10 protein-coding genes are annotated in these 16235 nt (G+C 70.9%); 4 read left to right on the forward strand and 6 right to left on the reverse strand.

What is annotated here, in order from left to right; translation table 11 throughout:
* Positions 1-210 precede the first annotated feature (210 nt).
* The 3 genes from ABB07_RS23275 (at position 211) to ABB07_RS23285 (ending at position 7289) form a co-directional block, all read left to right on the forward strand.
* Positions 211-5145, forward strand: coding sequence for an NAD-glutamate dehydrogenase (locus tag ABB07_RS23275; RefSeq protein WP_208900524.1), 4935 nt, complete (start codon positions 211-213; stop codon positions 5143-5145).
* A 160-nt stretch (positions 5146-5305) separates the two neighbouring features.
* Entirely contained in the window at positions 5306-5797 is a 492-nt protein-coding gene (locus tag ABB07_RS23280) for a GtrA family protein (protein WP_244189480.1), read from the forward strand.
* A complete protein-coding gene (locus ABB07_RS23285) occupies positions 5778-7289 on the forward strand; it encodes a hypothetical protein (RefSeq protein ID WP_425264754.1) in 1512 nt (503 codons plus the stop codon). The genes ABB07_RS23280 and ABB07_RS23285 overlap by 20 nt, the downstream gene beginning before the upstream one ends.
* 311 nt (positions 7290-7600) lie before the next feature.
* Here the strand turns inward: ABB07_RS23285 and ABB07_RS23290 are convergent, their stop codons facing one another.
* From ABB07_RS23290 to ABB07_RS23305, 4 genes are all read right to left on the reverse strand, one after another.
* Positions 7601-9265, reverse strand: a complete 1665-nt coding sequence (locus tag ABB07_RS23290) for a glycosyltransferase family 2 protein (protein ID WP_208900526.1) — start codon at positions 9263-9265, stop codon at positions 7601-7603.
* Positions 9262-11478, reverse strand: coding sequence for a CDP-glycerol glycerophosphotransferase family protein (locus ABB07_RS23295; RefSeq protein ID WP_208900527.1), 2217 nt, complete (start codon positions 11476-11478; stop codon positions 9262-9264). Before ABB07_RS23295 ends, ABB07_RS23290 begins: the two co-directional genes overlap by 4 nt.
* 150 nt (positions 11479-11628) lie before the next feature.
* Positions 11629-12465 carry an ABC transporter ATP-binding protein gene (locus tag ABB07_RS23300; protein WP_208903584.1) on the reverse strand — a complete coding sequence of 279 codons (837 nt, stop codon included), beginning with the start codon at positions 12463-12465 and terminating at the stop codon, positions 11629-11631.
* Between the two features lie 91 nt (positions 12466-12556).
* The gene (locus ABB07_RS23305) at positions 12557-13471 is read right to left on the reverse strand and encodes an ABC transporter permease (RefSeq protein WP_208900528.1); all 915 of its coding nucleotides are present in this window, start codon (positions 13469-13471) and stop codon (positions 12557-12559) included.
* Positions 13472-13671: 200 nt separating this feature from the next.
* On the opposite strand from ABB07_RS23305, the gene ABB07_RS23310 reads away from it, so the two are divergent.
* Positions 13672-14295 (forward strand): TetR/AcrR family transcriptional regulator, encoded by a 624-nt coding sequence (locus ABB07_RS23310; RefSeq protein WP_208900529.1) that lies wholly within the window; start codon positions 13672-13674, stop codon positions 14293-14295.
* On the opposite strand, the gene ABB07_RS23315 is transcribed toward ABB07_RS23310, so the two are convergent.
* Together ABB07_RS23315 and galE are read right to left on the reverse strand one after the other, a co-directional pair.
* The gene (locus ABB07_RS23315) at positions 14282-15223 is read right to left on the reverse strand and encodes an ADP-ribosylglycohydrolase family protein (protein ID WP_208900530.1); all 942 of its coding nucleotides are present in this window, start codon (positions 15221-15223) and stop codon (positions 14282-14284) included. The genes ABB07_RS23310 and ABB07_RS23315 overlap by 14 nt on opposite strands.
* A gap of 11 nt (positions 15224-15234) precedes the next feature.
* The gene (galE, locus tag ABB07_RS23320; RefSeq protein WP_208900531.1) at positions 15235-16215 is read right to left on the reverse strand and encodes a UDP-glucose 4-epimerase GalE; all 981 of its coding nucleotides are present in this window, start codon (positions 16213-16215) and stop codon (positions 15235-15237) included.
* Between the last annotated feature and the right edge of the window lie 20 nt (positions 16216-16235).

Genomic DNA, 16235 nt, shown 5'->3' on the forward strand with positions numbered 1-16235 from the left:
CGCCGAGGACAACCCTGGACACGACGGCGCCGAGACCGGCGTCACACCCGACGGGCGTGTCGAGAATGGCCGAATTCCCCCCGCTCATCTCACCTCGCGGCATAGCGTCGAAGCGGACCGGACACCCCGGGCCGTGGCGTCGAGCCGGTGGGAAAGAGACCGTACTTCCTTCTACGTCACGCAACGGCGCGCGACAGGAGTCAGAGGACAATGCAGACCAAGCTGGACGAAGCCAAGGCCGAGCTGCTCGAGAGGGCTGCCCGGGTAGCTGAGAACAGCCCGGTCGGGGGGTATCTACCGACCGGGACCGAGGGCGAGGGCTCCCCGGGCACCCCGGACAGCGAGTCCGTGCTCGCGTTCCTCCAGCGTTACTACCTGCACACCGCCCCGGAAGACCTCACCGACCGCGACCCGGTCGACGTCTTCGGCGCCGCGGTCTCGCACTACCGTCTCGCCGAGATGCGCCCCCAGGGCACGGCGAACGTGCGGGTACACACCCCGACCGTCGAGGAGAACGGGTGGACCTGCAGCCACTCGGTCGTGGAGGTCGTCACCGACGACATGCCCTTCCTCGTCGACTCGGTCACCAATGAGCTGACCCGGCGCGGGCGCGGCATCCATGTCGTCGTCCACCCGCAGTTCGTGGTCCGGCGCGACCTGACCGGCAAGCTGATCGAGGTCCTGCCGACCCCGCCGAGCGGTGACCTGCCGCACGACGCGCACTTCGAGTCCTGGATCCACGTCGAGATCGACCGGGAGACCGACCGCGCCGACCTGAAGCAGATCACCGCCGATCTGCTGCGCGTGCTGTCCGACGTGCGCGAGGCCGTCGAGGACTGGGAGAAGATGCGGAGCACGGCGACCCGGATCGCCGACGAGCTGCCGAGCGAGCCCGCCCCGGGCGACCTCCCCTCGCCCGAGGTCGAGGAGGCCCGCGAGCTGCTGCGCTGGCTGGCCGACGACCACTTCACCTTCCTCGGCTACCGCGAGTACCAGCTGCGCGAGGACGACACGCTCGCCGCCGTGCCCGGCACCGGCCTCGGCATCCTGCGCTCCGACCCGCACCACGCCGAGGACGAGCAGCACCCGGTCAGCCCCTCCTTCGAGCGGCTTCCGGCGGACGCCCGCGCCAAGGCCCGCGAGCACAAGCTGCTCGTGCTGACCAAGGCCAACAGCCGGGCCACCGTGCACCGGCCGTCGTACCTGGACTACATCGGCGTCAAGAAGTTCGACGCGGACGGGAACGTGGTCGGGGAGCGGCGCTTCCTCGGTCTGTTCTCCTCGGCCGCCTACACCGAGTCCGTCCGCCGGGTCCCCGTCATCCGCCGCAAGGTCGACGAGGTCCTCGAGCGCGCCGGGTTCTCCCCCAACAGCCACGACGGCCGCGACCTGCTGCAGATCCTGGAGACCTACCCGCGCGACGAGCTGTTCCAGACGCCCGTCGCCGAGCTGCAGTCCATCGTGACCAGCGTCCTGTACCTGCAGGAGCGGCGGCGCCTGCGGCTCTACCTGCGCCAGGACGAGTACGGCCGCTACTACTCGGCCCTCGTCTACCTCCCGCGCGACCGCTACACCACCGGTGTCCGGCTGCGGATCATCGACATCCTGAAGGAGGAGCTCGGCGGCGTCAGCGTCGACTTCACCGCCTGGAACACCGAGTCGATCCTCTCCCGGCTGCACTTCGTCGTCCGTGTCCCGCCGGGCACCGTGCTGCCCGAGATGTCGGACGCCGACAAGGAACGGATCGAGGCCCGCCTGGTCGAGGCCGCCCGGTCCTGGGCCGACGCGTTCGCCGAGGCGCTGACCGCCGAGTGCGGCGAGGAGCGCGCGGCCGAGGTGCTGCGCCGCTACAACCACGCCTTCCCCGAGGGCTACAAGGCCGACCACACCCCGCGCGCCGCGGTCGCCGACCTGGTCCACCTGGAGCAGCTCAGCGAGGACAAGACCTTCAGCCTGAGCCTGTACGAGCCGGTGGGTGCCGGTCCGGAGGAGCGCCGGTTCAAGATCTACCAGAAGGGCGGCACCGTCTCCCTCTCCAAGGTGCTGCCGGTGCTCAGCCGCCTCGGCGTCGAGGTCACCGACGAGCGGCCGTACGAGCTGCGCTGCGCGGACCGCACCACCGCCTGGATCTACGACTTCGGTCTGCGGATGCCCACGGCGGCCGGCGGCGACCACCTCGCCGACGACGCGCGCGAACGCTTCCAGGAGGCCTTCGCCGCGACCTGGACCGGCAAGGCGGAGAACGACGGCTTCAACGCGCTCGTGCTGAGCGCCGGGCTGACCTGGCGGCAGGCGATGGTGCTGCGCGCCTACGCCAAGTACCTGCGGCAGGCTGGTTCGACCTTCTCGCAGGACTACATGGAGGACACCCTCCGCAACAACGTCCACACCACCCGCCTGCTGGTCTCCCTGTTCGAGGCGCGGATGTCGCCGGACCGGCAGAAGGCCGGTCTTGAGATCACGGACGCCCTGCTGGAGGAGCTGGACGCGGCCCTGGACCAGGTGGCGAGCCTGGACGAGGACCGGATCCTCAGGTCCTTCCTCACCGTCATCAAGGCGACCCTGCGCACGAACTTCTTCCAGGAGGCGCACGGCGGCCGGCCGCACGACTACGTCTCCATGAAGTTCGACCCGCAGGCCATCCCGGACCTGCCGGCGCCCCGCCCGGCGTACGAGATCTGGGTGTACTCGCCGCGGGTCGAGGGCGTGCACCTGCGCTTCGGCAAGGTCGCGCGAGGCGGCCTGCGCTGGTCCGACCGGCGCGAGGACTTCCGCACCGAGATCCTCGGTCTGGTCAAGGCGCAGATGGTGAAGAACACCGTCATCGTGCCGGTCGGCGCCAAGGGCGGCTTCGTCGCCAAGCAGCTGCCCGACCCGAGCGTGGACCGGGACGCGTGGCTGGCCGAGGGCATCGCCAGCTACAAGATGTTCATCTCGGGCCTGCTCGACATCACCGACAACATGGTCGCCGGCGAGGTCGTGCCGCCGCAGGACGTGGTCCGGCACGACGGCGACGACACCTACCTGGTCGTCGCCGCCGACAAGGGCACCGCGACCTTCTCGGACATCGCCAACGGGGTCGCCGAGAAGTACAACTTCTGGCTCGGCGACGCCTTCGCCTCCGGCGGCTCGGCCGGTTACGACCACAAGGGCATGGGCATCACCGCGCGCGGCGCCTGGGAGTCCGTCAAGCGGCACTTCCGTGAGCTGGGCGTGGACACGCAGTCCGAGGACTTCACGGTCGTCGGCATCGGCGACATGTCCGGTGACGTGTTCGGCAACGGCATGCTGCTGTCCGAGCACATCCGCCTGGTCGCCGCCTTCGACCACCGGCACATCTTCATCGACCCGACCCCGGACGCGGCGACCTCCTACGCCGAGCGCCGCCGGCTGTTCGAGCTGCCCCGCTCCAGCTGGGCCGACTACAACACCGAGCTGCTGTCGGCGGGCGGCGGGATCTTCCCGCGCAGCGCCAAGGCGATCCCGGTCAACGCCCACATCCGCGAGGCCCTCGGCATCGAGGGCAAGGTCACCAAGATGACCCCGGCCGACCTGATGAAGGCGATCCTCCAGGCGCCGGTCGACCTGCTGTGGAACGGCGGCATCGGCACGTACGTGAAGTCGTCCGTCGAGTCGAACGCGGACGTCGGCGACAAGGCCAACGACGCCATCCGGGTCGACGGCAAGGACCTCCGGGTCAAGGTCGTCGGCGAGGGCGGCAACCTGGGTCTGACCCAGCTCGGCCGGATCGAGTTCGCCATGCACGGCGGCAAGATCAACACCGACGCGATCGACAACAGCGCCGGCGTGGACACCTCCGACCACGAGGTGAACATCAAGATCCTGCTGAACGGCCTGGTCGCGGACGGCGACATGACCGTCAAGCAGCGCAACAAGCTGCTCGCCGAGATGACCGACGAGGTCGGCGCGCTGGTCCTGCGCAACAACTACGCGCAGAACACCGCCCTGGCCAACGCCCTGTTCCAGGCCAAGGACATGCTCCACGCCCAGCAGCGGTTCCTGCGCCACCTGGTGCGCGAGGGCCACCTGGACCGGGCGCTGGAGTTCCTGCCCACCGACCGCCAGATCCGCGAGCGCCTCGGCCAGGGCCAGGGCCTCACCAGCCCGGAGACCGCGGTCGTGCTGGCGTACACGAAGATCACGGTCGCCGAGGAGCTGCTGCACACCTCGCTGCCGGACGACCCGTACCTGCGCAGCCTGCTGCACGCCTACTTCCCGACGGCGCTGCGCGAGCGGTTCGCGGACGCGGTCGACAACCACCCGCTGCGCCGCGAGATCACCACGACCGTGCTGGTCAACGACACGGTCAACACGGGCGGTACGACGTATCTGCACCGCCTGCGCGAGGAGACCGGTGCCTCCCTGGAGGAGATCGTCCGCGCCCAGACCGCGGCCCGCGCGATCTTCTGCTCGGCACCGGTGTGGGACGCGGTGGAGGCCCTGGACAACAAGGTCGACGCGGCCGTGCAGACCCGGATCCGGCTGCACTCGCGGCGCCTCGTCGAGCGCGGCACGCGCTGGCTGCTCAACAACCGGCCGCAGCCGCTGCAGCTCGCCGAGACGGTCGAGTTCTTCGCCGAGCGGGTCGAGAGGGTCTGGCAGGAGCTGCCGAAGCTGCTCAAGGGCGCGGACCTGGAGTGGTACCAGCACGTGTACGACGAGCTGTCCGCGGCCGGTGTCCCGGACGAACTCGCCACGCGCGTGGCCGGGTTCTCCTCCGCCTTCCCGGCGCTCGACATCGTGTCGGTGGCCGACCGCACGGGCAAGGAGCCGCTGGACGTCGCCGAGGTCTACTACGACCTCGCCGACCGCCTCAGCATCACCCAGCTGATGGACCGCATCATCGAGCTGCCCCGCAACGACCGCTGGCAGTCCATGGCCCGCGCCTCCATCCGCGAGGACCTGTACGCGGCGCACGCGGGGCTCACCGCGGACGTCCTCGCGGCCGGAAACGGCACGTCCACGCCCGAGCAGCGGTTCAAGGCCTGGGAGCAGCGGAACGCGCCCATCCTGAGCCGGGCGCGCACCACCCTCGAGGAGATCCGCGGTTCGGAGACCTTCGACCTCGCCAACCTGTCGGTGGCGATGCGGACGATGCGGACGCTGCTGCGCACGCATTCGTAGCCGTACGACGGTGAGCGCGCAGCCGTACGGCGGTTGAGAGCGCCCCGGGCCGACGACGAACCGGCCCGGGGCGTTCCGTTTCTTGCCGAGGATTAGCCAAACAAGATCAACGAATTTACTGTTTCCTGCTAAACGATGGCCTTCGGATAGGGTCTGCGGTGTGACTGTTCAACTCACCGAGACCCGACCGGCACCAGCACCGGCACCCGCGCCGGCCCCGGCTCCGGCCCGGCGGCCCGTCACGCGTGCGGTGCTGGAGGTCGTGAAATTCGGGATCGTCGGCGGCAGCGGTGTCCTCGTCAATTTCTTGATCTTCAACCTGCTGCTGCACGGCCTGGGTTGGCAGGCGATGACCGCGAACGTCCTGGCCAGCTGTATCGCCATGGTGACGAATTACGCGGGATTCCGCTATTTCGCCTATCGCGACCGGTCCTCGCGCACCCGCAGCCAGATCATCCTGTTCTTCGTCTTCAGCGGCCTCGGTGTCGTGATGGAAATCGGCCTGTTCTGGGTCGGTTACCACGGTTTCGGCCTGCACAGCGTGCTGGAGTCGAATGGGGCGAAGGCACTGTCGATCGTGCTCGCCTCCGCCTTCCGATTCCTCGTCTACCGCACGTGGGTGTTCCAGCACGATGCACACCGCACCGTCTGACATCGAACCGGTGAGCCGCACACAGTCACCGCAGGGCGCCGCGCGGGCCGGCCGGGCGCTGCCGCAGGCCGCCGCCGCGCTCGTCGTGGTGCTGCTGCTCCTCGTGATCGTCCGCCTGCCCTGGGCGGGCGACCTCGGCATGCACGCGGCCACCGTCCAGCGCCTGAGCCACAACCTGTTCCATCCCGGCAACCCGCTGGTCGACGCGGATACGCCGAGCCCCTACTACTCGCCGTGGATGCTGGTCCTGGGCCTGGTCGCCAAGGTGACCGGCCTGTCGGTGTTCGTGGTGCTGCGGCTCGCGGCGCTGGTCGGCCTGTCCCTGCTGGTCACCGGGGTCTGGCGGTACGTCCGCACGCTCAGCGCCCACCGCGCGGCCCCCGCCCTGGCCCTGCTCAGCCTGCTCTTCCTCTGGGGCCCGCTGCTGTTCAACTGGTCCGGCTTCCTGGGCCTGAACTCCCTCGCGCTGACGGTGTCGTACCCCAGCGTCTTCGCGCTCGGCCTCACCTTCCACTTCTGGGCCTGGGTCACGCGCGCGACGCGGGAGGAGGCCGCGTGGGGAAGGTGGCTGTGGCTCGGTGTGCTCTGGGCGCTGGTCCTGCTGTGCCACCAGTTCACCGGCGTCGTGGCCTCACTGGGCGCGCTGGCGATGGTGATCGCGGCGCGGCCGGCCCGCCCGGTGCTGCTGCGGCTGGCCGGCGCGCTCGCCCTGGGCATGCTCCTGCTGTGGCTGTGGCCGTACTACGACTTCTTCTCCCTCTTCTCCGCCGGTGCGGACCTGGAGGCCATCCACAAGCCGCTGTACGAGGACCTTCCCGCGCGGTTCGGCCTGGTGCTGCTCGGGGTGGCGGCGCTGGTGCTGCGGTGGCGGCGGGACCGCTGGGACCCGCTGGTGCTGTTCTTCCTGCTGGGCGTGCTGGTGTTCGCCGCGGGCGGGCTGTCCGGCCACTACTCCTGGGGCCGCGCCCTGCCCGCCGCGCTGATCCCGGCGCAGCTCGCGGCCGCGCTGGAGGTCGTCTCGGCCGGGCGGCGGGCGGTGCGTGCGGGCTGGGCGTGTGTGCTGGGCGCCGCGCTGGTCGTCGGTGCGTGGACGCAGGTGGGGACGCTCGGCTATGTGACGGGCCGTGCCGCGCTGCCCTCCGTTGTCGCCGCGAAGTACCGGACGCCGTGGGTGGGGTACCACTGGATCACGCCGTGGGTGAAGTACGGGGACGTGGTGATGGCCCGGACGACTCCGGCGCGGCAGATCCCCGCGTACGGGGCGTACACCGTGGCGCCGGGGTATCCGGACGTGTTCCTGAAGGACTCTGCGCGGCGGGAGGACGCGGTTGCCCGCTACTTCGCCGCGGGGACGTCTGCTGCCGACCGGGCCGGGATTCTGCGCCAGTACGACGTGAAGTGGGTCGTGGGTCCGAGGAGCCTGGCGGGACCGGGCCTTCGGAAGGTGACGGTCGGTCCAGCCTCACAGGTCCTGTACCGAGTGCAGCCCTGAGTTACGGCTGGCCAACGGGGGGTTCGCTGGCCGCGCTCGCGGGGTGCCTCCCCCACTCTCGGCTTCGCTCGAGCGGGGGGACCCCCACCGCCCACCCGTGCCGCCCCAAGCGGCACGACTGCCCGCAGCGGCGGCGGTGCTTCGAAGGCGCCGGCGCCGCAGCGCCCCGTAAGGGGCGCGGGGAACTGCGCGACCAGCCACGACGGGCCCGCAGCCGGCCATGCGCCGTCAGTGCAACGGCGCTTCGCCTCCCACGGGCCCGCAGTCGTCCACGCGCCCTCACCCCGACGGCGCTTCGAACCGGCCCCCTCTTACCGCAGCACGCTCGACAGCAGCTTCGCTGCCTTGCGGACCTTCGGGCGGGCCACCTTCTGGACGACCGGGCGGATGACGCGGGCCGTGACGCCGACCGGCTGCCAGCGGAGCTGCAGGCGGCCGGGGTTGCGGCCCTCCGGTTCGACGGTGAGCTCGTGCGGGGTCGCACCGGAGCGGTACTCGATGCGGGCGGTGAGCGTGGGGAAGTCCGGCGGGGCCAGCAGGAGACCGGAGTTGGCCAGGCCCTGCTGATGGAGACGGACCAGGGGGTGCCGTACGCCCGCGAAGCCCTGCAGGGGCAGCGGGGCCTCGGTCAGGTCCAGGTGGACCGTGCCCTCGAAGACACCGGGGCTGACCGGGTCCAGGCGGAAGGGCACCGTCATGCGGCGGTTGCCCGGCGACAGGATCAGGCCGGCGCGCTGCGGGCCGACAGGGAGGCGCAGCCCGGGGTCGTACGTGCGGATGGCCAGCGTGAGGGAGGCCCCCCGGCCGGGCGTCAGCTCGACGATCTCGTGCCGGAACAGCGCGCTCGGGAACGGACGCGTGTCCAACTCCAGGTCGGGCACGGCCAGTTCACGGCGGCCGCGGTCGGACGAGGGCACGCTGTCGCCCCAGTACGGCACTCCCGCCGCGTCGGCCGTGACCTGCCGCGGCGCCACCGGATGCCCGAGCCCGCGTGCCGCGAGCCCGAGCTCGTCCAGCCGGCGTTCCCGCAGCAGCTCCAGCACCACCCGCTCCTGCCGGGGCAGCCGGACGTACGCGCCGTCGGACAGCGTGTCCAGGTAGGGATTCATGATGTCCGCGAAGGCGGCCAGCCACTCCTCGTCCCGGTAGGGCAGGTCGCCGGCGTACATCCGGAAGTCGTGCTTGAGGAACTTGAAGTCCTTGTCCTCGCGCAGCCCCGCGTGCCCGCTCTCCACCAGGAAGTCGTCGATCAGGCGCTGGACATGGACACGGTCGCGGACGTTGGTGACCTTGTGCCGCTGGTTGGAGATCGAGGCCGCCGCGGCCGCCGCGTACGGGTCGATGTACCAGATGTACACCGGGTCCGGAATGATCGTGAACGCCTTCGCCAGGCAGTACGACTGCGCCGAGAACAGCTGGTCCTCGTAGTGGATGCCCTCCGGGAAGCGGAGTTCGTGGCGGTCCAGGAAGGAGCGCGCGTACATCTTGCTCGTCGACAGGTGCTCGAAGAGCAGGCGGGGGTCCGCGTCGATGCCCTCCACCGTGCGGCGCTCGGCGACGAGGTGCGGCATCCACGTCGTGCGGCGGCCGGTGTCCACCCGGTGCCGGCGCACCGCGCCCATGGTGAAGTCCACCTCGCGCTCGCGGTGCGCGGCGAGCAGCAACTCGACCGCGCGGGGCGTCAGTTCGTCGTCGCTGTCGAGGAACATCAGGTACGGCGCCCGGGCGATGTCGATGGCCCGGTTGCGCGGGGCGCTGCAGCCGCCGCTGTTCTCCGGCAGCCGGAGGTAGCGGACGCGGTCGTCCTGCGCCTCCAGGCGGCGCGCCACCTCGGGCGTGTTGTCCGTCGAGTGGTCGTCGCTGATGATGATCTCGATGTTCGCGTGCGTCTGCGCGCGCAGCGAGGCGACCGCCCGGGGCAGGCGGGCGGCGTCGTTGTAGACGATGACCGTCACCGTCACGTCGGGGGTCGTCATGCCGAGGCCTCCTCGGGGGTCGGGGCGGGGGTGCGTTCCTCGAGCGGGATCACCGGTGGCAGGGACTCCTCCGGCTCGCCCAGGAACACCCGTCGTACGACCCGCTCGGCGGCGCGGCCGTCGTCGTACTCGCAGAACCTGCGCCGGAAGGCGGCCCGCGCCTTGGCCGCGCTCTCGTCGCGCCAGGCGCCGGAGGCGAAGATCTCCGTCAGCTCCTCCTGGGTGCGGGCGACCTGGCCGGGGTGGTCGGTCATGAGGTCGAAGTAGACGCCCCGGGTGGTCCGGTAGGTCTCCCAGTCGTCGGCGTAGACGACGATCGGGCGGTCGAGGTTGGCGTAGTCGAACATGATGGACGAATAGTCCGTGACCAGCGCGTCGGCGGCCAGGCACAGCTCCTCGACGGGGTCGTAGGAGGAGACGTCGATGATCCGGCCGGAGCGGCGCAGGCCGGTCAGCGGGGAGGCGGCGCCGCCGTAGAAGTAGTGGGCGCGGACCAGCAGCACGGTGTCCTCGCCGAGGCGGTCGGCGAGGGCCGCGAGGTCCAGGCGCGGGGTGAAGCCGGCCTCGTAGTCGCGGTGCGTGGGCGCGTACAGGACGGCCGTCTTGCCGGGCGGGATGCCGAGGCGCTCGCGGGCGGCGCGGACGTCGGCGGCCGTGGCCGAGTAGAAGACGTCGTTGCGCGGGTAGCCGTAGTCCAGCGAGGTGAAGCGGGCCGGGTAGGCGCGCTCCCACATGCGGGTGGAGTGGCTGTTGGCGCTGACGCTGTAGTCCCACTTGTCGATGCGGGCCAGCAGGGCGTCGAAGTCGAGGCCCTTCGCGGCGGCCGGGTGCTCCATCTGGTCCAGGCCCATGCGCTTGAGCGGGGTGCCGTGGTGGGTCTGGAGGTGGATCGCGTCGGGGCGCTTGACCACCGCGTTGGGGAAGTTGACGTTGTTGACGAGGTACTTGGCGGTGGCCAGGGTCTCCCAGTAGCGGCGGGTGCCGGGGATCACATGGTCGGTGCCGGGCGGCAGCAGGGCCTCGTTGCTCTTCGACACCACCCACACCGGGTGGATGTGCGGGGCGAGTTCGCGCAGCTTGGCGGCGATCGCGGCCGGGTTGCAGGCCACACCGCGCTCCCAGTAGGCGGCGAACACGGCCAGGTTCGGATTGACCGGCTGGTTCAGGGCGCGGCGGTACTGCTGGTCGCGGAGCTTGGCGCCGACCTGCTTCTTCCGGGTCCGTACGGCCTTCTTGGCGGCGCGGCGGGTGCGGTTGGCGGCCTGGAACGCGCGGTACTTGGTGTACGCGCCCTCCTCCAGCAGGGAGTGCCGTACGCCCTCCACGCCCGCCGGGTGCTCGTGGTTCTCGGGGCGCCAGCGGACCGCGGCGAGGGAGGCGCGGCGGAAGAACTCGCGGGCGACCGCGTCGGGCAGGTTCTCCCCGGCGAAGGTGCGCACGAGGTCGCGCATCATCAGGTCGTACAGCGCCACGCGGGCGGCGCGGCGGTCCTTGGCGAGCGCGAGCAGCGACTCGTAGCGCTCGATCAGGTCGAACCGGTCCTCGGGGGCGAGCGGCGGCAGGCTCTCGGGGCGCAGTTCACGGCTTTCGTACGCCGCCTGGTTCAGGCAGGCGACACGGCCGGCGAGCAGCAGGGCGGCGTGGGCGGCCTGCGGTTCGTCGCCGGTGGTGAGGTGCTCCTCGTGCGCCCGCCAGAACTCGGCGCGCAGCACCCGGTTGCCGAGCAGCGGGGTGAGGCGCAGCAGGTCGGCGGCCTCGTCCAGGGGCAGGCTCGCGCGGCCGACGGCGGCGAGGAGCCGGCCGTCGCGGGAGGGGGTGCCGGCGGTCTGCCAGGTGGTGGTGACGTGGTCGAGGAGCAGAATGTCCGCGCCCGTTGCGCCATCGGTGTCAGCGGCGTCCAGCTCGGCGGTCCGCTCGGCGATCAGCCGCGGGGCGCCCGCCGGCAGGCTGTCCTTGGCGTGGACGAAGTGCAGCCAGCGGCCGGTCGCGCGGGCGGCGCCGGCGGCCCGGGCCGCCGCGTCACCGGTGCCGTCCGGCAGCGGCACGACCACCGTCTCGGGAGCGTGGCCCTCGGCGGCCTCGCGCGCCCAGTCACCGACCGCCGCGACGATCACCTCGGCATCGGTCAGCGGATGGGCCTCCAGAGAGTCCAGCAACTCTGTCAGATGCCCCTGTGCGTTCGGTCCGTAGACGATGACGCTGAGTTGGGGCATCGCAGTGGACTCCTTTGGATCTAGGGTTCGGGCCAGTCTTCATAACATATTGTCACTAAGCGGATGAAAGGGATAACCGCTGAGCGGGTAAGAGAGGGCCCAGAGAGGAAGATGGAGTTCCGCCGCGCGCGGTTTCCCTCCCGGTAACTTCTACGCCGCCTTCTTACCCTGCACCTTCTTGTCGCTCTTGTCGCCGGTGAAGGCCTCGTACTCCTTCATGACGTCCTCGGTCGGCCCGTCCATGCGCAGTTCGCCGCGCTCCAGCCAGATGGTCCGCTCGCAGGTGTCGCGGATCGACTTGTTGTTGTGGCTGACCAGGAAGACCGTACCCGCTGTCGCGCGCAGTTCGCGGATCCGCTCCTCGGAGCGCATCTGGAACCTGCGGTCGCCGGTGGCCAGGGCCTCGTCGATCAGCAGCACGTCGTGGTCCTTGGCGGCGGCGATGGAGAAGCGCAGCCGGGCGGCCATACCGGAGGAGTACGTGCGCATCGGAAGGGTGATGAAGTCGCCCTTCTCGTTGATGCCGGAGAAGTCGACGATGTCCTGGTAGCGCTCCTTGACCTGCTCCCGGGACATGCCCATGGCGAGCCCGCCGAGGTAGACGTTGCGTTCGCCCGTGAGGTCGTTCATCAGGGCCGCGTTGACGCCGAGCAGGGACGGCTGGCCATGGGTGTAGATGTGGCCGTTCTCCACCGGCAGCAGGCCGGCGACGGCCTTGAGCAGCGTGGACTTGCCGGAGCCGTTGGTGCCGATCAGGCCGATCGCCTCACCCTTGTAGGCGACGAACGACACGTTCTTCACCGCGTGCACCCGGCGCACACCGGCCGCCTTCTCCGCCTGCTTGCGGCGCAGGATGCGGTTGAGGGCGGCGGTGGCGGAGCCGCGGCCGGAGCCGGTGCCGTTGACGCGGTAGACGATGTCGACGCCGTCGCACACGACGGTGGGGATCTTCTCGGCCCTGGAGAGGCGCTCGAGCCGCTCCCGCATCATGCGCTCGTCGGGGGTCTCCTCGGCGGTCCCGTCAGGGTTCGCGGAGCGCTCGGGGTTCTTGGGGTTCTCGGGGTTCCCGGGTGTCTGCTCAGCCACGGCCGTACCTCTCCTCAGCCTTCCAGAAGTAGATGAAGCCGCCGACGCCGGCGACCAGCGCCCAGCCGATCGCCGTCGGCCACACGTGCGGGGGGAGCTGCTTGGCGTGGAAGCTGTCGATCAGCGCGTACCGCATGAGGTCGATGTAGACCGCAGCCGGGTTGGTCTCCAGCAGGACCGTCACGATGTGCGGCAGGTGGTCCTTCTTGGTGAGCTTGCTGATGCTCCACATCACGCCGGACGTGTACATCCAGGTGCGGAGGATGAATGGCATCAGCTGGGCGATGTCCGGAGTCCTGGCACCCCAGCGCGCCATGATCAGCGACATGCCGGCGTTGAACACGAACTGCAGCACCAGTGCCGGGATCGCGAGCAGCCAGGAGGCGGCGACCGGGATGCCGAAGCAGAGCAGGATGACGACCAGTGCGGTCATGGAGAACAGCAGCTGCTGGAGCTGCTGGAGGCAGAAGGAGATCGGCAGGGCGGCGCGCGGGAAGTGCAGGGCGCGAACCAGGCCCAGGTTGCCGGAGATCGCGCGGGTGCCGACCTGGATCGAGCTCTGCGTGAACGTCCAGATGAACACGCCGGTGACCAGGAACGGGACGTAGTCCTTCACTCCGTGGCTGGTGCCCAGCAGCACACCGAAGATGAAGTAGTAGACCGCCGCGTTCAGCAGCGGGGTCATGACCTGCCAGATCTGGCCGAGCTTCGCCTCGCTGTACTGGGCGGTGAGCTTGGCGGTGGCGAAGGCGGTGATGAAGTGGCGCCGGGCCCACAGCTGGCGGACGTACTCCGGCAGGGAGGGGCGGGCGCCGCTGACCGTCAGGCCGTGCCGGGCGGCCAGTGCCGCGAGGTCGTCGTCGGCCGGGGCCTGGGTGGGGGGCGGTGTGTCGAGGACCTGGCTCACATCCGCTGCTTTCGCTCGGGGGGAGGGGATGCCGCGGCCCGGCCGGCTGCCGGGGCGCACGGTCACCGGTCCGACGTTTCCTTACGTTTCTCTTCACGTTCTCTTACGTCGGGACGGGACCGTATCGTCGCAACGGCGAGGGTAGAACCAATCGACGTCGGAACGCAACCGTTTCGTCGTTACGCCCTATGCTGTGCGTCATGACGACGAACGCCGACGACCCGACGACGCGTCCGCGCCGGACCCCCGCCGGGGCCGCCGTACTCCGGGAGGATGTGACCGAGGCCATCCGGGCCGCGGTCTTCGAGGAGCTCGCGGCCGTGGGATACGCGCGGATGTCCATCGAGGGCATCGCGCGGCGGGCCGGGGTGGGCAAGACCGCGGTGTACCGGCGCTGGCGTTCGAAACTGCACCTCGTCCTGGACGTGGTGTCGGCGATGGCGGTGCTGGGCCTGCCGGTACCGGACACCGGCTCCCTGGAGGGCGACCTCCGCCTCCTGTACGAGGTCACCTCCCGCGCCCTGCGCCATCCGGTCGCCTCGCAGATCGTCCCCGACCTCCAGGCGGAGGCGGCCCGCAATCCCGACATCGCCGACGCCTTCCAGAAGGCCCTGCGGGACGGGCAGGAGGGCGTGGCCAGCAAGATCGTGGCGGCGGCGGAGGAGCGGGGTGAGGTGCGCGCGGGCGTCGACCCCGACCTCGCCCTCGACGTGATCTCCGGCCCGCTGTACTGGCGCGCGGTGGTCATCCGCTCCCCGAAGCTCCCCAAGGGCTACCTGGCCAACCTGGCCCGGGCCACGGCGGGGGCGCTCAAGGCGTTGTGAGCTTCACGGCGAGTTCGGCCAGGTCCGTCGCGCGCAGTACCCGGCTGCCGAATCCCGGCAGTGGCACGTGCAGAGGCCCGGTCCAGCGGGCCGGTATCGAGCCGACCCCGTACACCGCCCCTGCCAGCGCCCCCGTGACCGCCGCCACCGTGTCCGTGTCCCCGCCGAGGTCGATGGCCGCACGGACCGCCTCCTCGTACGACGTCGTCGTCCGCAGCGCCCACACCGCCGAGCCCAGACATGGCCAGACCGCGCCGTTGAACTCGGTGGCCTGGTCGGGGTGCCAGTCGGGGGAGAGGACCACCGCGTAGCGCCGTCGGTGGTCGGGGTGGACGGCGAGCAGCGTCGCCGGTACGGCGCTGAGCGGGTCGTCTCCCGTCAGGGCGACGCGGATCAGCTCGTGCAGCGCCGCCGTGCCCTCCCAGGCCGCGCGGTCGCCGTGGGTGAGCGCGGCGAGGCGGCGGGCGGCGTCCATGGTGGTCGCGCGGCCGGCGTGGGCGAAGTGGACCGCTGAGGGGGCCGCTCGCATCAGCGCGCCGTTGCCCGCTGCCCGCTGGCTGGTCCGGAAGTGCCGGGCGGCGGCCGTGTCCCAGGGGTCGCCGCCGGTCAGGACCGCCTCCGTCTGGAGGCCGATGTCCTTCGGATCGGCCGCCGCCCAGCGCTGGAAGCGGTGGAACACGTCCGGCAGGTCCAGGCCGCCGCGGTCCCGCAGCGACTCGGCGATCAGGACCGCCATCTGGGTGTCGTCCGTCGCCTCGCCCGGCTCCCAGCCGCCGCCTCCGCACATCTCGCCGCCGTGTCCGGGGCGGGGGAAACGGGCGGAGAAGGCGCCCTCGGGGCCGAACTCGAAGGGCGCCCCGAGCGCGTCGCCGACGGCGGAGCCGAGCACGGCGCCGGCCGCGCGTGCGAGGACTCCGGGACTGCTCACCCCGCGGAGCCTCAGGACCGCGCCGCCTCCGGATGGTGGTGCACCCAGCCCTCCCAGGCCGAGGTGATCATGTCCTGGACGTCGTACTTGGCCTGCCAGCCCAGCTCGGTGGCGATGCGCGCGGCGGAGGCGACCACGCGTGCGGGGTCGCCGGGGCGGCGCGCGGTGACGGTCGGGGCGCGGTCGTAGCCGGTGACCGCGTTGATGCGGTCGATCATCTCGCGCACCGACACACCCTCGCCGCGGCCGATGTTGAGGGTCAGGTCGGTGCCGGGGGAGGAGGCCAGGGCGCGGGCGACGGTGACGTGGGCCTCGGCCAGGTCGACCACATGGATGTAGTCACGCACGCAGGTGCCGTCCGGCGTCGGGTAGTCGTCGCCGAAGATGCGCGGCGCCGCGCCCTCGGTGAGCTTCTCGAAGACCATGGGGATGAGATTGAACACGCCGGTGTCGGCGTATTCGGGGGCGGCCGCGCCCGCCACGTTGAAGTAGCGCAGCGACGCCGTGGACATGCCGGTCGCCCGGCCCGTGGCGCGGACCAGCCACTCGCCGGCCAGCTTGGTCTCGCCGTAGGGGGACATCGGCCGGCAGGGGGTCTCCTCGGTCACCAGGTCGACGTCCGGCATGCCGTAGACGGCGGCCGAGGAGGAGAAGACGAAGGCCCCGATCTCCGCCCGCGTCACCGCCTCCAGAAGGACCCGCAGGCCCTCGACGTTCTCCCGGTAGTAGTGCAGCGGGCGCTCCACCGACTCGCCCACCTGCTTCTTCGCCGCCAGATGCACGACCCCGCTGATCTCGTGCTCGGCGAGCGTGCGGGCCACAAGCTCCGCGTCCAGCACCGAGCCCCGCACCAGGGGGACCTCCGCCGGCACGCGCTCGGCGACGCCCGTGGACAGGTCGTCGTAGACGACCGTGCGCTCGCCCGCCTCGGTCATCGCCCGTACGACGTGTGCCCCGATGTATCCGGCACCGCCGGTGATCAGCCAGGTCATTGCGGCCGTCTCCTCGTCAG

Origin of the sequence: Streptomyces incarnatus, assembly GCF_001027185.1 — a bacterium.
Classification (GTDB): Bacteria; Actinomycetota; Actinomycetes; order Streptomycetales; family Streptomycetaceae; genus Streptomyces; species Streptomyces puniciscabiei.